This window comes from Petroclostridium sp. X23 (genome assembly GCF_030013905.1).
GTDB lineage: Bacteria > Bacillota > Clostridia > SK-Y3 > SK-Y3 > X23.
The window spans coordinates 2,811,041-2,832,899 of record NZ_CP124862.1 but is presented as its reverse complement, the minus strand read 5'-3'; the positions used below and the strand labels follow the sequence as shown (position 1 = coordinate 2,832,899).

General features: G+C 40.2%; 19 protein-coding genes. 18 read left to right on the top strand and 1 reads right to left on the bottom strand.

Going from position 1 to position 21,859, the window contains the following annotated elements; genetic code table 11:
• Nucleotides 1-18 precede the first annotated feature (18 nt).
• The 3 genes from QKW49_RS13420 (at nt 19) to QKW49_RS13410 (ending at nt 3,026) form a co-directional block, all read left to right on the top strand.
• A complete protein-coding gene (locus tag QKW49_RS13420) occupies nt 19-1,095 on the top strand; it encodes a TRAP transporter substrate-binding protein (RefSeq protein WP_282863142.1) in 1,077 nt (358 codons plus the stop codon).
• A gap of 90 nt (nt 1,096-1,185) precedes the next feature.
• Nucleotides 1,186-1,677, top strand: a complete 492-nt coding sequence (locus QKW49_RS13415; protein WP_282863141.1) for a TRAP transporter small permease subunit — start codon at nt 1,186-1,188, stop codon at nt 1,675-1,677.
• Nucleotides 1,674-3,026: a TRAP transporter large permease gene (locus tag QKW49_RS13410; RefSeq protein ID WP_282863139.1), complete on the top strand. Its 1,353-nt coding sequence runs from the start codon at nt 1,674-1,676 to the stop codon at nt 3,024-3,026. The genes QKW49_RS13415 and QKW49_RS13410 overlap by 4 nt, the downstream gene beginning before the upstream one ends.
• A gap of 348 nt (nt 3,027-3,374) precedes the next feature.
• Here the strand turns inward: QKW49_RS13410 and QKW49_RS13405 are convergent, their stop codons facing one another.
• The gene (locus tag QKW49_RS13405; RefSeq protein WP_282863138.1) at nt 3,375-4,010 is read right to left on the bottom strand and encodes a TrkA C-terminal domain-containing protein; all 636 of its coding nucleotides are present in this window, start codon (nt 4,008-4,010) and stop codon (nt 3,375-3,377) included.
• Nucleotides 4,011-4,262: 252 nt separating this feature from the next.
• On the opposite strand from QKW49_RS13405, the gene dapB reads away from it, so the two are divergent.
• From dapB to QKW49_RS13330, 15 genes are all read left to right on the top strand, one after another.
• The gene (gene dapB, locus QKW49_RS13400) at nt 4,263-5,153 is read left to right on the top strand and encodes a 4-hydroxy-tetrahydrodipicolinate reductase (protein WP_349239028.1); all 891 of its coding nucleotides are present in this window, start codon (nt 4,263-4,265) and stop codon (nt 5,151-5,153) included.
• Between the two features lie 128 nt (nt 5,154-5,281).
• Nucleotides 5,282-6,379: an aldo/keto reductase gene (locus tag QKW49_RS13395; RefSeq protein WP_349239027.1), complete on the top strand. Its 1,098-nt coding sequence runs from the start codon at nt 5,282-5,284 to the stop codon at nt 6,377-6,379.
• A gap of 309 nt (nt 6,380-6,688) precedes the next feature.
• On the top strand, nt 6,689-7,771 hold the full coding sequence (locus QKW49_RS13390) for a substrate-binding domain-containing protein (protein ID WP_282863137.1): 1,083 nt from the start codon (nt 6,689-6,691) through the stop codon (nt 7,769-7,771).
• A 244-nt stretch (nt 7,772-8,015) separates the two neighbouring features.
• A complete protein-coding gene (locus tag QKW49_RS13385) occupies nt 8,016-9,173 on the top strand; it encodes a diphosphate--fructose-6-phosphate 1-phosphotransferase (RefSeq protein WP_282863135.1) in 1,158 nt (385 codons plus the stop codon).
• A 37-nt stretch (nt 9,174-9,210) separates the two neighbouring features.
• On the top strand, nt 9,211-10,140 hold the full coding sequence (locus QKW49_RS13380; RefSeq protein ID WP_282863133.1) for a triose-phosphate isomerase family protein: 930 nt from the start codon (nt 9,211-9,213) through the stop codon (nt 10,138-10,140).
• 225 nt (nt 10,141-10,365) lie between these two features.
• Nucleotides 10,366-11,790, top strand: a complete 1,425-nt coding sequence (locus tag QKW49_RS13375) for a lactate racemase domain-containing protein (protein ID WP_282863132.1) — start codon at nt 10,366-10,368, stop codon at nt 11,788-11,790.
• Nucleotides 11,791-11,835: 45 nt separating this feature from the next.
• Nucleotides 11,836-12,996, top strand: coding sequence for a class II fructose-bisphosphate aldolase (locus QKW49_RS13370; protein ID WP_282863131.1), 1,161 nt, complete (start codon nt 11,836-11,838; stop codon nt 12,994-12,996).
• Between the two features lie 48 nt (nt 12,997-13,044).
• Nucleotides 13,045-14,319, top strand: a complete 1,275-nt coding sequence (locus QKW49_RS13365; RefSeq protein ID WP_282863130.1) for a glucose-6-phosphate isomerase — start codon at nt 13,045-13,047, stop codon at nt 14,317-14,319.
• A gap of 209 nt (nt 14,320-14,528) precedes the next feature.
• Complete coding sequence (locus QKW49_RS13360) at nt 14,529-15,386, top strand: class II fructose-bisphosphate aldolase (protein ID WP_282863127.1); 858 nt, start codon at nt 14,529-14,531, stop codon at nt 15,384-15,386.
• 511 nt (nt 15,387-15,897) lie between these two features.
• A complete protein-coding gene (locus QKW49_RS13355) occupies nt 15,898-16,938 on the top strand; it encodes a LacI family DNA-binding transcriptional regulator (RefSeq protein WP_282863125.1) in 1,041 nt (346 codons plus the stop codon).
• A 372-nt stretch (nt 16,939-17,310) separates the two neighbouring features.
• The gene (locus QKW49_RS13350) at nt 17,311-18,507 is read left to right on the top strand and encodes a hypothetical protein (protein WP_282863124.1); all 1,197 of its coding nucleotides are present in this window, start codon (nt 17,311-17,313) and stop codon (nt 18,505-18,507) included.
• A 262-nt stretch (nt 18,508-18,769) separates the two neighbouring features.
• Nucleotides 18,770-19,510, top strand: coding sequence for an ABC transporter permease (locus tag QKW49_RS13345; RefSeq protein ID WP_282868141.1), 741 nt, complete (start codon nt 18,770-18,772; stop codon nt 19,508-19,510).
• Nucleotides 19,510-20,316, top strand: a complete 807-nt coding sequence (locus tag QKW49_RS13340) for an ABC transporter permease (RefSeq protein ID WP_282863123.1) — start codon at nt 19,510-19,512, stop codon at nt 20,314-20,316. The genes QKW49_RS13345 and QKW49_RS13340 overlap by 1 nt, the downstream gene beginning before the upstream one ends.
• Nucleotides 20,289-21,056 carry an ABC transporter ATP-binding protein gene (locus QKW49_RS13335; protein WP_282863122.1) on the top strand — a complete coding sequence of 256 codons (768 nt, stop codon included), beginning with the start codon at nt 20,289-20,291 and terminating at the stop codon, nt 21,054-21,056. Before QKW49_RS13340 ends, QKW49_RS13335 begins: the two co-directional genes overlap by 28 nt.
• Before the next feature lie 26 nt (nt 21,057-21,082).
• Nucleotides 21,083-21,826 (top strand): ABC transporter ATP-binding protein, encoded by a 744-nt coding sequence (locus QKW49_RS13330; RefSeq protein WP_282863121.1) that lies wholly within the window; start codon nt 21,083-21,085, stop codon nt 21,824-21,826.
• Nucleotides 21,827-21,859 lie beyond the last annotated feature (33 nt).

Genomic DNA, 21,859 nt, shown 5'->3' with positions numbered 1-21,859 from the left:
AAATAGGGAGGAAGTCAAATGAAAAAGATCACTGTGTTTTTGCTTTCCATTATGATGATGCTTTCACTGGTCAACTGCGGAAAAGGTAATACTGTTACCATGCCTAACAACTCTAAGGGAAGTGTCTCCGGCGGAGACACGCAGCCTTCGAATCCGGACGCAAAACGGCTGGTACTGACTACATCTGCGCTTGACCCCGCAGTTGCACCCGACTATAATCCTTGGGGAGACGCGCTGCTGAAGTTTAAAGAAGAAGTGGAAAAGAATAGTAATGGCCGGTACAAAATCGATATTTTCTGGTACTTTACCTATGGCAGCGACGCTGAGATGTTCCAGATGATCCAGGATGGAGAGACTGATTTCCATTTTGGTGCCGGTATGTCCAATGTAGATGGTCGTTTTGCCTGGCAGCGTATTCCCTTCCTCTTGAAGGATATTGACACGGTCCGGGAGAAGATGGCGAATCCTAAGGCAGAGGGATTTAAGATCAACAGCGAGCTTTATGCCGACAACGGGATTAAGCTTCTGGCGCAGAACACTGGTCTACAGCGGAATATCTTGTCCTCGAAAAAGATGATTAAGGTGCCATCGGATCTCAGTGGCGAGACCTTCCGCACTTACGAAGACGCCATAGTTAACACCTTCTATGGAGGGTTGGGTAATATTGCTGTTATGCCTTCCGGCGAGCTCTACACCTCTCTTCAGAATGGGCTGGTCACTGCCACGGAACAGCAGGTTCCCTCCTATATCATTGAGAAGTACTATGAGATCGCTCCTTATTATTCCTATGTAGGGGCTCAGTGGACCATGTACAGTCTGATGATGAATATGGACAAGTTCAACTCCTATAGTGAAGAAGATCAACAGATTTTTATTGACGCTGCCTGGAACGCATCTGAGGCAGAGTATCAGTCCTATGTGAAAATGCTGGGAGAGTCCGAGGCATTCTTCGACAAGAACGGTGTTACCTACTATCAGCCTACGGATGAAGAACTGAAGCAGTGGCAGGATTATGCCGCTTCTCTGGGCGATTCTTGGAAGGGATTGATTGGCGCTGAACTTTATGATAGAGTAACCGCACTGTTTGATTACTGATTCTAAACCAGGGGTCTGCGGAGTTTTTCTGACCCGCAGACCCCTGCACCATTCATTTTAAAAAGCTTGATTGGCTGGAGGAATATTGCTATGAAATTCTTGAAGTTACTGGACAAGTGGATAACATTTATCGTTGGCAACTTATCGGGTATACTGATGATGATCATGATGCTGATGATTAATGTGACCATTTTCAGCCGTTATGTATTTAATATCAATCTGCAGGGGTACGAGGAACTGCCTACCATGCTGTTTATTGTGTTCGTTTGGCTGGCGGTCATTCTGGTTGTCCGCGACGATAACATGCTGAAGGTGGATTTTTTTCAGAATCTCTGCAAGACAGCGCGCGCCAAAGAAATTTTACATCTGATTAGCTTGATCATTTCTGTAGTGATCTGCGTGCTATTTACCCCGTTGACCTTTAAACTGACCATGACACACGTTGAACGTGGAACCGTATCTGCGGCAGTGGGGTTCAGCATGTGGTGGGTATATGGTTCTCTCTTTGCCGGGTCTTTGGGCATGACCGTCTACTATGTGGTCAATGTATTTAAATCTATGAGGAGGCTGAGCGAGTTATGATTTTCGGATTAGCCGCGATTATCATCCTTGCACTGATTTTCATGGGAGTGGCGGTCCCGCTAGCGTTTTTAGGCGGATCCTTCTTTGTCGCTTACATGATGGGAACCAGCACAGGGACTTTTGCAACGAACTCTTTCTACATTTTAAATTCCATTTCCATGCTAGCAATTCCGTTATTTATTGTTGGAGGCGCCCTTATTGAGCGCAGCGGTATTGCAAATGTACTGATCAAATTAGCAGACAAAATGCTTCACAATGTCAAAGGGGGGCTGACAGCTACCATTCCAGTTGTATCCTGCTTCTTTGGCGCTCTATGCGGTTCTGCCTTGGCCACGGCCAACACCCTGTCCACCGCAATGGTACCAGAGCTGGAGCGAAAGGGATATGATAGAGCTTATCTGGCTGCGCTTATTGCTGCGTCCAGTCCGTTTGGGTTCATGATCCCCCCAAATGTGAATGCCATAATTTTTGCGTCTGTTACATCTGCCTCCGTTGGCGCTCTGTTTATGGCTACCATTGTTCCCGGAGTGTTATGGACGTTGCTCTACCTCGTCATCAACCGCTTAGTTTATCACAAATACTACCATCCGGAATTGGCCGCGACCAATACTAATAGGATGCGTCCTTCGGCCTCTGCTACTCCGCCGGAGAGCGGAGCGGATGGAACACATTTGCAGAAACTCAGTCCGATGCAGTTCTGGATCCAGCTGACGTTTGCCGTCCTCATGCCTGTCATCGTTTTGGGTGGTATTTATGGCGGTATTTTCACAGCAACGGAAGCTGGCGCAATCACTTGTCTTTACGGAGCTCTGGTTGGAGTGCTGGTCTACAAAAAAATCACAATCAGGCAACTGTTTGGGGTCCTCACCAAAGGAACCAAGGATGTGTCGGCTTTGGTTGTTATGTTCCCTATGACTTTGATTTTCAGCCGATTGATGACTGTAAATCACATTCCTGAGTTGGTGGCTGAACTGATGCTTAGCATTACAAACAATAAGATTGGCCTGATTTTGCTGATTGACTTGCTGCTATTCATGATCGGTTTTTTCCTGGATGGCAATGTCATCATTCTTACTTTGGTGCCACTGCTCACACCTATCGCTAGCGCCTGTGGGATTGATACCATTCAGCTTGCGGTGATCGTGTTTGTCTCTATCGGCATTGGCTCTATCACACCTCCGATGGCTACCTGCCTGATGGCCTGCTCGCGGGTATGTGATGTGCCGATTCACAAGCTGGTGAATCCCATCCTTCCCTTCCTGCTGTTTGGAGCTCTCCCCATTCTATTGCTTGTGTCTTTTGCACCAGCCTTATCAACCTGGCTTCCAGGTTTATTCTATAGCTTTTAGGGATAGGGTTCCATCCCTTCCTAAAAAAGTCCCCAGCAAGGCTTGCCTGCCGGGGTCAAAAGAAGAAGGATAAGAAAGGTCGTTACTCTTTCCGAAAGAGGGTAGCCAGACTTTAGGTGGAGTCAGGCATCAGCTCCAGGGCCGTCCGCAAGCACCCGGACCTAATGAACTCCGCCTTCCGTGGGTGTACTTATTCTTAGTATAGGGTCATCAATAGTGAATAACGAAGAGTAAAAGACTATTAACTACAAGAAATACGGAATATTTCAGCAACATTATTAATTATTCACTATTAATTGTTAACGGGTTTTTAATATGTGGTGTTCAACAAAAAAACAGAAGCTAATTTTAATCAGCTTCTGTTTTTTTATTTAAGAATGCTTCCACATTTCTCAGAATATCATTTCCGCCAACGACTACAATAGTGTCTCCTTCTTCTAAAACAGCATATGGCCCAGGAGATACAATTAATCGCTGGCCTTTTCTAAGTGCTACAACGGTACCGCCGGTATTTTGCCAAAACTTTAATTCAGAAATATTTTTACCGACAAAAGGTGAGTTTCCAGAGACTTCGACTTCAACCGGATTGTAAGGAGACAAGTTTTTTAGTTTATCAGAATATTCTATGATACTACTCATCTTTTTCTCAAATTCTTCATCAATTTGCTTTTTTTGCTCTATTAAATTCTCGACGTCATGCTTTAAAGAGTTTATCGAGTCAAGATACTTGAATCTTTGAATAAAGTTATATGCTCTATCGACAGAATTTATTACGATTCCGCTTCCTTGATTTACTTGAAGTACGTCCATATCCTGCAACAATGCGACTGCTTTTCGTATTGTCTCAGGCGATACATTATACATACTGGCAAGTACAGAGCGACCATGAACTTTTTCACCAATATTAAATTCTTTGTTAACCACTCTTTGTGCAATATCTAGTGCAATCTGCTGATATCTTGAAGGTAAACCGTGTTTTGACATTTGAAGCCTCCATTTATTAATAATTACAGTAGTTATTATACATAATTATGTTGTAGTTTTAAAGTATTTAATTCTTATAATTAATAATAGTTGCCTAAAATTTCAAAACCATACTAAAAACGCAATATTATTAGCAAATAAGTGTTATTAGGATCTACAACACAGATATTGACAAGTAACAACCTGTGTAGTATAATAAAGTTGTTGATTTATATTATAATGGTGTATAGTTATTAAATAGGAGGGATCAGGATGGCTGATATTATTAAAGTTTGTCTTATTGGTTTGGGTAGAACCGGGAAAGAGATTGCAAAAGTATTATTAGACCAGGAAGATATAGAACTTGTTATGGCGGTATGTAGCGAAAACAGTGATAAAATCGGTCACGATCTTGGCGAAATATTAAACTCACGTGATACGGGGATTATTATAGATAGTTGTGCCAATTTAGAGCAGAATATATTTAAGTATAAGCCAGATGTCGCGATAGATTTTTCTCACCCGGAAGCGACTATTAGGAACGCGGAAATATTATCAGCGATGAGAGTACGTATTGTGGTGGGTACAACAGGATTTACCGAAATCCAGTCTAAAAAATTAATGAGTATTGCGAAAAATAATAAGACCGCTATTGTACATACGCCTAATGTAACATTAGGGATAAATGTATTAATGGTGTTGACGAATTTAGCGGCAAGTATATTGGAAGGTTATGATTGTGAGATTATTGAATCGCATTTTAAGAGCAAAAAAGATTCTCCTTCCGGTAGTGCAAAGAAGATAGCAAATGAAGTTTTAAAAGGGATGTCTATTAATAATAATGATATAAATCTTCGGGATTTGGACTATAATGATGTACCTATTCACGCAGTCAGAGCAGGTGGCATTATAGGAAGGCATCGGGTGATTTTAGCAGGAGAGTATGATAAAGTTGAAATTCTTCATGAATCCTTCTCCAGAACGGCATTTGCATTGGGTGCACTGAAAGCAGTACGATTTATATATGACAAAATAGGCTTTTTTGAAATGAATGATGTATTAGATTTAAAACACGTTATGACACGATATCTTGAGCGTGAAGCATACTTTAAAAAGCAGAGGCATTTTAATACTGACATGCCTGACAATGAAATATCCGTTTAATTTAAATGAAAAGAAATGGAAGAAAAGCCTTGTACACTTCCATTTCTTTTTGTTATTATGTAATTAATATTAGAAATGCAAGATATTATTGATAATAAGTGTTGCATCCAAAAGTAAGAGGAGGATATATGATGCAGTATAAAGAATACGGAATGACGGGGAAAAAAGTATCTGCAATAGGATTTGGGGGGATGCGCTTCAGAAAAGAAGATTATACTAAATCTCTTGAAAAGTGCGCTGAGATTGTTAGAAGAGCGAGTGAGTTAGGTATAAATTACTTTGATACGGCTCCGGATTATTGCAATGATAAAAGTGAAGATATAATGGGTATAGCATTTAAAAATCTGCCCAATCCTTTTTATGTATCAACAAAAAGTGCGATATGGAATGAGAAAACTGCTGATGATGTGAGAAGAAGAGTGGATAAGTCTTTAAAGCGACTGGGAGTGGAGAAGATCACATTTTTTAATATGTGGTGTATCCTAAATATGGGGCAATATAAAAAAGTTATGGCACCGGGCGGCCCATATGAAGGTGCAGTGAAGGCTAAAGAAGAAGGTCTGATTGAACATATTGTTTTTTCGACCCATGCCAATGGAGAAGAAATTGAAACCATAGTAAATGAAGGTTATTTTGAAGGAATCACTGTAGGATACAATGCTACCAACTTTGCATTCAGGCAAAAGGGGATAAAGGCTGCCCATCAAAAAGGATTAGGAGTGGTTACGATGAATCCTTTAGGTGGAGGTATTATTCCACAAAATCCGGCGTTTTATTCCTTTATAAAAGAAAGTAAAGAAGATACCTTGGTACAAGCTGCTCTAAGATTTAATGCTTCTCATAAAGAGATTACCGTAGTGTTGCCGGGAATGGGAACCGTAGAAGAAGTAGAAGAAAATGTTAAAGCAGGAGAGAATTTTGGCGAAATGACAGACGAAAAGATAGCGCTTATGTCACAAAAATTGAACGAGTCATTAGATTCGCTTTGTACAGGTTGTCAGTACTGTAAGGGATGTCCTAAAGATATCCAGATTCCAAAATACATGGATGCGTATAACATGTACATACTTAATAAAAAGCCGGGTGCTATTAAAGACCGCTTAAATTTTCACTGGGGACTGTCGAAGGAAAAAGCATCAGAATGCATTGAGTGCGGTAAATGCGAAGCAATTTGTACACAGCATTTACCTATTGTGGAAAGATTAAAGCATATTGCTAGTATATAGTATAAAAGAATATAGTTTATATATTTCGGCCACCCTCACATAGGGTGGCTGTTTTTTGTACTTGGAAAGTATTATAAAACTTGATACTTTATTTTATTTTATTTTTTTAAAACATATAATAAAAATATAAACAAGATTAAATTCATTATTTTGCTGGAAGGAAGATTCACATGAACGCGAACATATATAGATAAAAATAACAGACGTAAATAAATTTTACGAAAACGTTTGGAAGAATGCAGGATTTTTGTGTTTTCTGTAGAATATATTAATATAAAAGAACTATAATTATTTTGAGGAGAAAACAATATGGCAGTCACACTAAAAGATATTGCAGAAAAAGCACAAGTATCCATTTCTACAGTATCCAGGATCATAAATAACGACCAAACAAAGCCTGCAAGCAAAGAAACAACCGATAAAGTATGGAAGATTGTTAGAGAATTGGGGTATGTACCTAACTTGAATGCGAGAAGCCTAATCAAGGGGCAGGAAGAAGGTGAAGGTGACGCAAGAACAAAGGCTATCGGGTGTATATTTACCTCTACCCGTGATACCTACAACGACCCCTTCTTCTCACAGATTGCGAGGGGCATTCAGGCAGAGGCCGCAAAACGGGGGTATGTCATGGGGTATTCCTTCTCTTCATGTGATATGAATGAATCCGCGCTATATAATAATGTTACCGCCAACAGAGTTGATGGGGCTATTGTTTTGGGGCGTTTTGATCAAGAGTTTTTGGCATTTCTCAAGAATAATATTAAGAATCTTGTCTACGCCGGGCTAAATTATGTAAATGCCGGATTTGACGAAATCATTTGTGATGCTTATAAAGCAGTAGCTAGTGCTATAGAACATCTAATCGGGCTGGGGCACATAAATATAGGATATATTGGTTCTATTCCGGGTACCCAAAAGATAAATGTAGTCAATGAGCATAGATTTGAGGCATTCCAAGATACGATGAGAAAACACGGGATTGAAGTGTGTGAAGGTTTTGTGCGAAATATCGAGCTTTGCACCGAAGAAGGATACAAAGGCATGAAAGAGTTGCTAAAGTGCAGTAATCGGCCGAGTGCAGTTTTTGCAGCAAATGATGTTGTAGCTATCGGTGTAATGAAAGCCATCCATGAAGAGGGATTACGTATTCCAGAAGACATTGCAGTAATGGGACTGGATGATATTGATATTGCAGCATATTTAAGACCAGGGCTAACAACCATTCATGTACCTAAAGAAGAATTAGGTAAATTTGCAGTGAAAATGCTGATAGATAGAATCGAAAACGGGCATGATTTACCTGTGAGGGTAGATTTGCCATTTGAACTGGTAGTACGCGAAAGCTGCGGGGCAAGCAAAGTTAATGATGAGATTCCGAAGAATTTGGGATAATAAAAAGGGTAGAGAAATTTTGCTTCTAAATACAAATTAAGTGGAAAAATAAAAAAAATTTACCCAAACGTTTGGAGTGAGAAGGAATTTTAAAGTTTATGTAGAATATGTTATATATAAGGGCAAATATTTTTTTTGAGCTATATCCAAAGGTTTGGGGCAAAATAGCAAAAGAGGTATTACGTGTGAATAAGAATAAAATAACCATAGTACGAGAAGATACTGTGAAAGGTGGTGAAATGACATGAAAGGAAATCTATTGATAGCACATGGCGGAGGCCCGACAACAGTGATCAATGCCTCACTTTACGGTGCGATTGAGGAAGCCAAAAAATGTGAAGAGGTTGATGCTATATACGGTTCATTGGGAGGAGTAGATGGTATCCTAAGAGAGGACTTTATAGATTTTAAGAAACAGCCTCAACAAAAGCTGGAACTTCTTCCATATACGCCTGCCTCAGCAATCGGAACCTCTAGGACAAAATTATATGAGGAAGATTATGAAAAGATTGTACAAACATTGGTGAAAAATAATATAAAGTATTTGTTATTCAACGGCGGGAATGGTTCCATGGATACCTGCGGGAAAATATATAAGTTCGCTGCGCAGCATGATATCAAGGTAATAGGTATTCCTAAAACCATGGATAATGATATCGCTGTTACCGATCATAGTCCGGGATTCGGAAGTGCTGCAAGATACATTGCGGTTTCTGTGGCAGAAGTAGCACAGGACATCAAATCAATGCCTATTCATGTATGCATCATTGAGGCGCTTGGCAGAAATGCGGGGTGGGTAACTGCAGCATCCGCCATGGCAAGGAAAAAGGAAGGGGATGCTCCTCATCTTATATATTTGCCTGAGAGACCATTCAGTGAAAAGGAGTTTTTAGAAGATGTAAAAGCAGTACATGAAAAATTGGGCGGGGTAGTTGTGGTAGTCAGCGAAGGCTTAAAGAATGCGAAAGGTGAACCCATTGTAGATCCTATCTTTACTAGAGGTCGGGATGTATACTTTGGAGATGTAAGCGCGCACCTGGCAACACTTGTTATCAAGGAACTGGGGATTAAGGCGAGAAATGAGAAGCCGGGTATATTAGGCAGAGCCTCTACTACATTGCAATCGAATGTTGACCGCCAAGAAGCGATACAAGCCGGTGCACTTGCAGCAAAAGCGGCTATCAGCGGAGAAACAGGAAAGATGGTTGGTTTTAAGAGGATTTCCGACCAGCCGTATCAATGTGAAGCAGCACTTATTCCAATTGAAGAAGTGATGATGCACGAAAAAATTATCCCTGATCATTTTATCAATACAAGAGGCAATGATGTTACCCCTGCATTTATTGAATACTGTAAAGGACTTATCGGAGGTCCGCTGCCTGAGTATGCGGAATTCAGATAATATATAAATCAAAGATTTCTAAGAGGAGGGAACAGTATTGAAACAAATATTTGTAAATTTAAAACGCTTTGATGTAGCTAAACGCCTTGGGGGCATATGTCCCATGGACAACCCGCGGGAGTGGATCGAATGGGTTATGGATGAAAGTGTAAAATATGGTCTGGGAAAACTTCAAGATATACAGGTCACTTATCTGCTGCCTGAAGCATTATTAATCAGTGCGATCGAGAAATTGGCTGAGTATGCTGAAGATGAAACCAAGAATATTCATATAGGATGTCAGGGTGTGTTTCGGCAGAATATTGCACCGGGCGGCAATTTCGGTGCGTTTACTACTAATCTTCCTGCAGCTGCCGCCAAGAGTATCGGCTGCACCTGGTCGATTATAGGGCATTCGGAAGAACGCAGGGACAAACTTCAAATCATAGGCGAATTTGAGCCTGCTTGTAATGATTCGAATGTATTGGGAGAAAAGGCGGCAAATGCTGTGCATGGCTTGATCAATGAAGAAGTACTGTGCGCATTGGATTCCGGAATAGATGTTTTGCTTTGTATAGGTGAAACTGCAGACGAAAAAGGGGAAGGTTCTTTTGAAGAGCAAAAGCCGAGAATTCAAGCAGTATTAAAATCGCAGTTGGAAATCGGGTTAAAGGGTGTGCAGGAAAAATTAGATGAACGGCAGATTGTGATCGGTTATGAACCAATTTGGGCAATCGGGCCGGGGAAAACACCACCGGATGGAGAATATATTGCATTTGTTTCCGAATACATTAAGTGGGTTGTAAAGGAATTGTATGATTTTTACCCTGTGGTTGTTTACGGGGGAGGTTTAAAAGAAGAAAATGCAGGCATGATCTCTAAAATAGAAAGCATTGGAGGAGGCTTGGTAGCCTTGACCAAGTTTACGCAGCCTATCGCATTTGAGCCGGAAGGATTAAGGAATATCATTCAAAAGTATGTAGATTAATAAGTATATTATGTTGTGTTTACAGTTCACAGTTCACGGAATTCGCTATCTCTACTGTGAACTGTTATAGATAAAAGCTATAAAATTACAGATTGGAGCATATAAGCAGGAATGCTAATTGGGGACGGCTCGTCTGTGGCATTTGGTAAGATTATTTCTAACTTTAAAGTTTTTTATCTATCACTGTGAACCGGAAAAAATGAAAAAATAAGGAGAGGATTATTAATGAAATTATCATTTGAATACGGGCAAGGACTAATGGAGGCAAATCTGCCGGATAATACCGATGTGTTTATTCCGGGAGAAACCGTGCCGGACCCTGCGTTATTGCAAAACATTGAAGAAGAAACCCGGAAATCTATTTTAAACCCTATTGGTGTTCCTCCTATTGCTGAACAAGTAAAAAAAGGTTCAAAAGTAACGATTATTTTCCCCGACAGGGTAAAGGGAGGATTTCAAGAGACTTCCCACAGAAAGACATCTATTCCCATTATCATAGAAGAATGCTTGAAAGCCGGTGTAGAGAAGAAGGATATCAAGCTGATCTGCAGCAATGGACTGCATAGAAAGAATACAAAAGAAGAGATTAAGTCAATACTGGGTGAAAAGGTATTCAATGAATTTTGGTGGAGCAATCAAATCGTAAACCATGACAGTGAAGACTGGGATAATCTTGTAGACTTGGGGAGAGATGACTACGGTAGTCATGTCATCATGAATAAAGAAGTATTCGAGTCGGATATGGCAGTACTTATCGGTCATACTTTGGGTAATCCTTATGGGGGATACTCCGGCGGATACAAGCATTGTTCAACCGGTATTACCCATTGGAAGTGCATAGGAGCACACCATGTACCTCACGTTATGCACCGGGATGATTTTACACCGGTAAATAATCACAGCTTGATGCGTAAGAAATTTGATGCGATTGGACAACACATGGAAAAATGTATGGGCAAGAAATTTTTTACTTGTGATGCCGTACTGGACACATACCAAAGGCAAATTGCCGTTTTTACAGGGTATGCGAAGGAAATACAGCCTTTGTCATGGGAAGTGGCCGATAAAAGGACCTATGTTCCGTGGGCTGAAAAGAAATATGATGTGATGGTTTTTGGAATGCCCCAGTTTTTCCATTATGGAAACGGTATGGGAACAAACCCGATTTTAATGCTGCAAGCTGTTTCTGCTAATATTATAAGGCATAAAAGAGTAATGAAGGATAATTGCGTAGTGATTTGTTCATCTATTTGCAACGGATATTTCCATGATGAAGAGTTTCCGGCGTATAGAGAAGTGTACGACCTGTTCCAAAGCGATTATCACAATACGCTTCCTGATGTTGAAAAATATGGGGACTATCTGTCTAATAAGCAAGAGTATATCGACAAATACCGTTTTAATTACGGATACCATCCGTATCATGCGTTTTCAATGATTTCATGCGGTCATATTGCAGAGATGAATTGTTCCGCCATTTACATTGTAGGCGCTCAGGAACCGGGATATGCACGTGGGATGGGAATGAAGACCAGAGCAACGTTTGAAGAAGCATTAAAAGATGCGGAAAAGTATGCAGGTAAAAATCCTGATATTCTTGCACTGCCTAAAACCTTTAAGACAGCAGCGGTACATTTAATGATGAAATAGTTTGGATTATGATGATTATTCATCACTGAAAGCGAGGAGTTTAATATGCCAATCATACCTTTGAGACCTCTGTTGGAGGCCACACATAAATACGGGTTCGCACATGGCGCATTTAATGTGAATGCTGTTGCGCAGGGCAAGGCAGTTATTGAGGTGCATGAAATGTTCCGATCTGCTGCAATTTTGCAGGGAGCCGACCTTGCAAACGGCTTCATGGGCGGAAAAACCGATTTTATGAATGCAACACTTGAAGACAAAAAAATAGGTGCAAAGAATATTGCAGATGCAGTAAGAAAATATGGAGAGAATTCTCCTATTCCCATCGTGCTTCACTTAGATCATGGGAAGGATTTTGAATCGGTAAAGGTAGCGATAGACAACGGATATACATCTGTGATGATCGATGGCTCACACCATGCCTTTGATGATAATGTGGAATTAACACGCGAGGTAGTAAAATACGCACATCCGAGAGGCGTAACCGTAGAAGGGGAACTGGGAGTTTTGGCCGGCGTGGAGGATGATGTGTTTTCCGAATCATCTACTTACACCAACCCTATGAAAGTCTGTGAATTCTTCAGGAAAACGGGTGTGGATTGTCTTGCGATTTCCTATGGGACGAAGCATGGGGCTGCCAAGGGAGTAGGAGCAAAACTGAGAAAAGAGATTGCGATTGCTTCAATGGAGAACCTAAAGCATGAAGGAATCTTTGGTGTGTTGGTTTCCCATGGTTCTTCCACTGTACCCCAGTATATTGTGGAAGAAATCAATGAGCTAGGAGGTAAGATTAGCAATGCGCACGGTATTGATATTCGACAACTGCAGGAAGTTATCCCTCATGGCATTGGAAAGATCAATGTAGATACCGATATACGTTTGGCAGTTACGAGAAATATGAGGGAGTATTTCGTAAATCATCCAAGCAAAAAAGAAAGCGCTTCTATAGGAGGTATTTGGAATCTACTGGAGCAGAAAGCAGATCAGTTTGATCCGAGAGCATTCTTGCCTCCGATCATGGAGACTGTAATGACCGGAAATATACCTGATGAGGATGTCGCGGATATTGTAAATTGTATCGAAAAAGGGGTAAAAGAGGTAGTAGGAGCCTTGATTGTCCAATTCGGTTCGGTAGGATATGCATCTAAGATTCAGGCTGCTTCACTGGAAGAGATGGCGGAACGATACAAAAAAGAAGTAAATAGGTAAAGAAGAAGCAAAAGTGGTATAAAGAATCCGGTTAGAAAGGGGAAAACCATGAGAACAATTGCATTAGATTATTCCGGCATTTTGCGAAATATAAACGAGAAGGACATCTATGAAATGATAGATAGCAATCGTGACATGCTGTCCTGCATTCTTCATTGTGAGGGTAAGGATTCTGACGTACTGGGATGGGTTGATATCGATATATGTGCCAATGAATTGCTGATTCGAGAGATAGAACAAAAAGCCGCAGAAATTCGGGAAAAGGCCGATGTGTTTTTGCTGATCGGTGTAGGAGGTTCCAATCAAGGCGCACGTGCCGTGATTGAATCTATGGGAGATGGAAAGCCTGAAATTATCTATGCGGGTAATAATCTTTCACCTGATTATTTAAACAGGGTGATGAATAAGATAAAAGGTAAATCTATCTATGTAAATGTTATTGCTAAGAATTTTGCAACCTTGGAGCCGGGCATTGTATTCCGGGTAGTAAGAAATTATATGGAAGAGGTTTACGGCGTTGAAGAGGCGGGCAAGAGAATCATAGCGACCGGTTCGCTGAATAACAGCAGTCTGGAGATATTAGGGAAGCAAAAGGGGTATACGTTATTACCGTTTCCATTAGATGTGGGAGGCCGCTATTCTGTATTAACGGCAGTAGGATTGCTGCCAATTGCGGTAGGGGGGACGGATATCCGGGAAATACTTGCCGGAGCGAAAGACATGAAGAAGACGATTCAAAGCGCTGCTCTTCATGAAAATCCTGCCGTGCTATATGGAGCAATAAGAAATGTATTGCTGGAAAAAGGCTATCATATTGAGATCTTAGCTTATTTTGAGCCGCTGCTGTACTATTTTTCTAAATGGTGGGTGCAGTTGTTCGGAGAAAGTGAAGGGAAGGATGGAAAAGGGATTTTCCCAACGGCATGCTCATTTAGTGAAGATCTTCATTCGTTAGGACAATATATCCAGGATGGACAGAAAATCATTTTTGAAACCTTCCTGCATCTTGAGGATCAGGGTGCTGCTTATACGATCCCATCTGGAAAAGAAGATGTTGATGGTTTTGCATATATTGAAGGGAAGGATTTCACGTATTTGAATGAAGTAGCGTATGAAGCGACAGTAAAGGCGCATAGCGAGGGAGGCATTCCATGTATAGTGTTGAATATTCCTAAATTAACACCCTATTATATGGGGCAATTATTCTACTTTTTTAAATATGCTTGTTATATCTCAGGCTCTATATTGGGAATCAATCCTTTTGATCAGCCAGGTGTAGAAGCTTATAAGAACAATATGTTTAAAGTACTTAAACCCTTTTAATTTTAAATTTCCATATATTATAGACAATCAATACGGGCGGATATCGAATCCGCCTTTATATCTTAGATGCCTTGAGGGATAGATGTAATACAATATTCCAAAAGGAGATAGGTAGGATATCGGTTATCTGTTTGGTTATTTATACACAAAGATGAAGAAATAAATGCTGGTAATAAGCAAAGAATTACTGATAAAAGGAGTGGTTAAAAATGGCACTTGCAACAAGTAAGGAACTGGTTGTGCATGCCCAAAGGAATGGTTATGCGGTACCGGCTATAAACGTACAAGGGGCAAATTATGACAATATACGGGCCATATGCGAAGCGGCAGAAGAAAATGGTTCTCCGATGATCATCGCATCATACGTGGAAACATTACATTATCATGGGATGGAATGGTTTGCGCAAGTTAGCAAATACCTGGCTGATAAGGTAAAAGTACCTGTAGCCATACATCTGGATCATGGAAATACCTTTGAAATTTGTATGAAGGCGATAAGATCGGGATTTACTTCTGTCATGCTTGATGGGTCGGCTGAACTGATTCAAGATAATATCAAGCACACGAATGAAGTAATTAATGCTGCTAGAGCAGTTGGAGTTTCGGTGGAAGCCGAGGTGGGAGAACTGGCAAGATTGGATGCACAAGGGAATCAAGGCAAAAATAAAAATCTTGCATCGGTAAAGGATGTAAAAGAATTTCTGTCAGGCTGCGAACCTGACCTTCTCGCTGTCGGAATTGGAAATGCGCATGGGTTTTATAATGGAAAGCCGGATATACGTTTGGACATTTTAAAAGAAATACGAGCAATTACCGATATACCATTGGTACTGCATGGGGCTACGGGCATTCCGGTGGAAGACGTAAAAGAGGCTATTGATATAGGGATTACAAAAATCAATTTTGGGACTTTAGTGCGCTATAAGCTGATGGAATATTATAAAGAGGGAATAGAGACATTGGATCATAAAGGACATATATGGAAAGTCTCCATGTATGCAGAAGAAAAATTAAAAGGTGATATTAAAGATATCATTATGCTGTCAAGGTCAAACAATCGGTATTAATGCTTCATTGCGGAAGATGTCTTATCGTTTACATGCCATGTAATTGTGATGATTTGAAGCAGCGATTTTTAAAAGCTTGAGAGTAGTATTTGAAGACGTTGTAGAATTATTTTAAAAAATTCTTGACAAACGTTTGTTATGGGGCTATAATGATAAATGTAATAAAAAATAATTACTTACTGTAAAAAATCTATACAATTTGCATAAAAAGTTCGCTGGTTATGCCATTTTTCATTAATTGTTTATTCTGTATGCAATCAAGTATTAAGAATTTCTATATAAAAGGCGACTCCTTTATTTAACTAGATTATCTTTGAAATCCCATACTGATATATAAATCACAACAGCTGTCAAAGTTTGCTGAGTTTCTAAATTATATAGAGGTGGGATGCCTGATTGCATCAATGACAAACGTTTTCTATAAAGAAGTAACAATGCTTGGTATAAATTTAACATTTCATGATATTATAAAAATATGTTTCTCTATTAACGGCAGAAGGAGGTATTGACGGTGTCTAGATTTAATAAAGCAACTATAAAAGATGTGGCAGAAAAAGCAGGGGTAAGTATTTCAACAGTATCAAGGATGTTAAGTGGTAATTATCCGATAGGAGATCAAACGCGCCAAAATATTTTGAATGCTATCAGTGAGACCAACTATCAACCTAATGTACTGGCGCGCAGCCTAAAAAGCGGACGAACAAAGATGATAGGTGTAGTGGTTGCAAATATGGCCAATAGATTTTTTATGCAATTGGCGAGGGGGATAGAAACGTTTGTTGAACCCCTTGAATATAATTTGATTATCAGCAGCACATACAATGACCGTAAGAAAGAAGAGAGAGTATTGTCCATGCTTACCGAACGTGCTGTTGATGCTATTGTACTTGCATCGTCTATAGACGATCCTAAATGCCTTGAGAAGATAGTAACCCGTAATACACCGCTGATTTTAATTGAAAGACGTGTTCCGGGAATACAGGCGGATATGGTGCTTGAAGACAACTATGCTTCAGGATATAAACTAATGAAACTCGTGACGGATAACGGTCATCGGAGGATCGCATTTGTAAACGGTATTGAAAGTCATCCAACGACTAAAGAGAATTTTGCAGGATTTAAAAGTGCTTTAGATGAAAAAAATATTGAGATTGATAGAAGGTATATCATCAAAGGTGACTTGGATAAGACGAAGGCATATGAAGGGATTAAGAAGCTTTTTAAAACATTACCAAAGGAAGAATGGCCTACAGCCGTCGCTTCAATGAGCGGTCTTATGACTGAAAGTACGATGCACGCATTGCGGGAGCTTAATCTCAGAATACCCGAAGATGTATCGGTGGTCTCTTACGGAGAACTTTCATCAGATCTTATATCACCAAGGATAACATCTATAAAACAAGATGCCAACAGGATGGGAAAAAAAGCGGCTGAACTTGTGTTGGAACGTTTGGAAGAAGTGGAGAAGGATGTTACAAATAGGCACTACCGGGAAATTTTGTTTGGTACGGAGATTGTTATTGGAGAGTCGATAAAAAGAATCAATGGTTAATATTCAAAAATAAATGTACTTAAGCGGATTATTGCAATGGATATATATATTGAATTTAAATATATGGTCTAAATATACAGGGAATTACTATTCTAATACTTTTCTATAAAAAATAAAGCAAAATAATGTAAAAATAAAACGTTTTGCGAGCAAATCATTATCAAAAAGTTAAATAGCTTTCTGCAATTGTTTTCCTACCATAGTGTATTGACATAATTCATTTTGAGGAAGAGACTAAGTCGCTATACCTCTTAGTCTCATGCAAAAAAATATTGACAGACAGCGCTTGTGATTCAACGTCAATCTTAAAAGTCTCAGGAAGAAATAGTTATCCTAGCCTCAAAGGAGGCTTAAAATATAAGGAGGGTTAATATGAAAAAAGTAGTTTGTATTATCATTACCGTATTATTGTGTGTGAGCATGTTTGCCGCATGTGCACCAAGTGCTCAAAAAGAGCCAGCGCCTAGCAAATCGAATGATACCGCACCAAGTAAGTCAGATGGAACCGTATCTGACACCGACAATCCGTATAAAGATGTGGAGCCGCTTTCAGAGCCAATTGAAATTACATTTGGTATATTAAATGGATCGCCTCATGGTGTCATTAGTGTACTCATTGAAAAAATGGGAGGTTTCGAGCAGGTAGGTATTAAACCAAAGTGGCAGGTGTTCGGTAACGGCCCTGTAATGGTTGAGGCGCTTGCTTCCGATGGATGGGACTGCGGTACTTACGGGATCGGAGGTACCCTTTCAGGTGCTATTGGACAAGGCGCTATCCATATCGGTGCCTCTAACCGTGATTTTGATTCGCTGCAATTCTTCACTCCCAAAGATTCCGATATAGTTAAAGCGGGTAAGAACATATCTACTTCTCCTGAACTTTACGGTACTGCGGACACTTGGAGAGGCAAAGAAATATATGTTCCTACCGGTACTACACTGCACTATGCTCTTGCGGTTGGTCTTGAAAAGTTTGGTTTAACCGATGCAGATGTAAAATTGACACATATGGATGTTACCAATGTAAATACGGCTATGAGAGCAGGAAAAGGAGAGGTTGGAGGTTTATGGGGCAACTTCACATACGCAGCCGACCTTGATGATAAGTTTGCCCGTGTTATGAAAGCTTCCGATACGGGTGTTGAACTTGTAACCACCATGGCGGCTAACCCTAGATCCTATAATGACCCTAAGAAGAGAGAAGCCATCAAAAAGTGGGCTGAACTCTATTTCAAGACAGTGGATTGGGTGTTTGAGCAAAATAATCTGGATAAAGCTTCCGAAATGTTTTATGAGTGGGATGAAGAGGTAGGAGTTAAAGCTACTCCTGCTGAGTGTAAAGCACTATTGGTGAATAATGAAAATTATACATTAAAAGAAAACTATTTAATGTTTACGCAAAAAAGTTCTAATGGAAAAATGACAATACAAGAAGAATTGAATTATAAGCCGCTTGAGTTCTTCATTGCAAAAGGAAAATATAAGCCGGAGGACGGGGAGAAATTCCTTAATGGTTCTTTCAATGGTGATATTGTAAAAGAGCTTTATGAAGCCTCGCAAAAAAAATAATATCCATGTATTAACATCAATGAAGTAAATTGCATAAGGAGGTTGGTAGGATACATCGTTATTCTGCCAACTTCCCGGATAAGATATTTATCATACCATTTTTTTGCTTAAAAATTATGATTTTAATTCCGTTATACGGACTTGTGTCAACTACAAGGAGTGAAAAATAAACATGGAAAAAAAAGTTGCAAATACAGATCAATCAATAAGCAGTAACAGAAAGAAGAGTACCTATGGTGATGCAAAATATACGATTCTTTCTATGGTCAGTATATTAAGTTTCTTATTTATATGGCAGATGGCGGTTCAATCAGGGATTATATCGCAAAAGCTGCTGCCTACACCATCCAAGGTATTTGCGCTTCTGTTTGAAAAGTTTACAAGCCCTAATCCGGATGGCGCAGTCATTCAGGTCAATATCATGGTAAGTCTTTCTGTCGCATTAACAGGTCTTTTGTCAGCTATCGTGATAGGAGCGCCGTTGGGTTTGCTAATGGGTTGGTATAAATCGGTAGACAGATTTGTAAGGCCTCTTTTTGAGATTGTTAGACCGATACCGCCTATTGCGTGGATACCGCTGACCATTTTATGGGTAGGTGTAGGACTTGAAGCGAAGGCGATGATTATCTTCTTCTCTGCCTTTGTGCCATGTGTGATTAATTCCTATACAGGGGTAAAAGGCACAAATCAGACACTTATCAATGTTGCCAAAACATTCGGTGCTTCTAACTTTGTTACATTCGTCAAGGTTGGTGTACCATCTGCAATGCCTATGGTTTTTGCGGGAATACGTATTGCACTGGGCAATGCGTGGGGAACCCTTGTAGCGGCAGAATTACTAGCTGCAAATGCAGGTCTTGGGTATATGATCGCCATGGGCCGGCAATTTGCCCGTCCCGATGTTATCGTATTGGGGATGGTGACCATTGGGGTACTGGGCTTTGGTTTTACCTACATCTTTACAAAGATAGAAAATATAGTAGTAAGATGGAGGACGATGTGATGAAAACAGTATATACGGATAAAAAAACTATTACCGCAAAAAGTATCTTTACAGCAGTTGCGCCATTCGCATCTATCGGTATTTTACTAGTTATATGGCTTTCGGCATCCAATGTGAATTCGGAATTGGTTCCCACACCTCTGATGGCATTCGATAGATTCTTACTTCTCTTTACAAAGCCCATCAGCAATATGACTTTATTCGGGCATATATGGGCAAGCTTACGGAGAGTATTCCTGGCACTTTTAATATCCTTTGCATTGGGTATTCCTTTTGGGGTTATGATCGGATGGAACAAAACGCTAAATGCGATATTTGGTACACTATTTGAGTTGATCAGGCCGATACCGCCCATTGCGTGGCTGCCTATCGTCATTATGTGGTTTGGAATTGATGAGCTGCCAAAAGTTATTATTGTTTTTATAGGAACATTTATGCCTGTCGTCATTAACTCATATACGGGGATTAAAATGGTACAGTCGCTTCACCTTGATGTAGCCAGAATGTTTAACGCTAATGAAAGACAGCTTTTACTTGAGGTTGCCGTTCCAGCTGCGATGCCGGCAATATTTGCAGGCGTCAGAAATGCCACCAGTGGCGGTTGGATGGTTGTGCTGGCGGCGGAGATGATAGGCGCAAAAGCAGGGATGGGATTCTTAATTACAAGAGGAATGGAATTCTTTGATGTTCCCTTAATAATGGTAGGTATGCTGGTGATAGGGGTTATTGGTGCGATTCTTGCAGTTATTACAGATTATATCGAAAGGTGGGCTTGTCCATGGAACAAAAAACTGGAGTTAGACTAGAAATCAAAAACATATCAAAAACATTTTACTCCAAAAAGGGCGAGTCGCATTTGGTAGTTGATAATGTGTCATTTGATGTAAAAGAGAATGAATTTTTGGTATTGCTCGGTCCGGGCCACTGCGGTAAGACCGTTATGCTCAATATGATATCCGGTTTGATGGAACGAGACAGCGGAGATATCGCATTGGATGGAGAGATCGTTACATCGCCTAATCCAAAGATGGGAATGGTGTTTCAAAAGCTGGGATTGATGCCTTGGAAAACAGTAATGGAAAACGTTGAAATAGGTCCCAAAATGCGTGGTGTAAGTGTGAAGGAACGTCGGGAAAAAGCGGCATACTACATCAATCTTGTAGGCCTGGGTGGTTTTGAAAACAGTTATCCTCATCAGTTATCAGGGGGGATGAAACAGCGTGTGGGCATTGCCCGTGCATATACGAATGACCCGGAGATCCTGATTATGGATGAACCTTTCGGGCAGCTTGACGCGCAGACAAGATACAACATGCAAAATGAAATTGCCAGAATTACGTCTCAAGAAAAAAGGACCATTATTTTTGTTACCAACAATATTGAGGAAGCAGTATATCTTGGCGACCGTATCATCCTTTTGACCGATTGTCCGGCAAAGGTGAAAGAAATATACACGATAGATTTAGCAAGGCCAAGAGATGTGATTGATCCCTTATTCCTCAATTTAAGAAAAGAAATATCCGGCAAGACTGACCTTGCTCTTTAAATAAATCAATGAAAGGGAGCAGTGCAATGTCAAATCAAAATAAAATCGAAGTTAAAAATCTTACAAAGTATTTTGGAGATCTGCATGTGTTGGATAATGTATCCTTCAACATAAAAAAAGGTGAGTTTGTGTGTGTTGTCGGACCAACAGGATGCGGAAAAACTACTTTTCTAAATTTGCTTACCAGAATATATATGCCTACCTCAGGTGATTTATTAATTGATGGTACCCAGGCAGACCCCAAAGTGCATAATCTTGCATTCGCATTTCAGGAGCCGTCGGCGATGCCATGGCTTACGGTTGAAAAAAACTTAGAGTTCGGACTTAAAATAAAAGGCTTGCCTAAAGATACTATCAAAGAAAGGGTAGAGCGTATTATTAAGCTTCTCGGGCTTGAGAAATTCCGGGACCAGTACCCGCATCAGTTGTCGGTAAGCAGTGAGCAGCGTATTATCATAGGCCGTGCCTTCGCAATGTTTCCGGATTTGCTTTTAATGGACGAACCTTACGGGCAAATGGATATAAAGATGAGGTATTATCTGGAAGATGAAGTCATTAAGCTGTGGAAAGAATTTAACAGCACGGTTGTGTTTATAACACATAATATTGAAGAGGCGGTATATCTTGCCGAAAGAATACTGATTCTTTCAAATAAGCCTACCACCATTAAAGAAGAAGTGATTGTTGATCTGCCAAGACCTCGTGATTTTACCGATCCTAAGTTTGTGGAAATACGCCGTCATGTAACAGATCAGATAAAGTGGTGGTAATAAGAGTAGTATATCCTTTCTTAGAAAGAGATT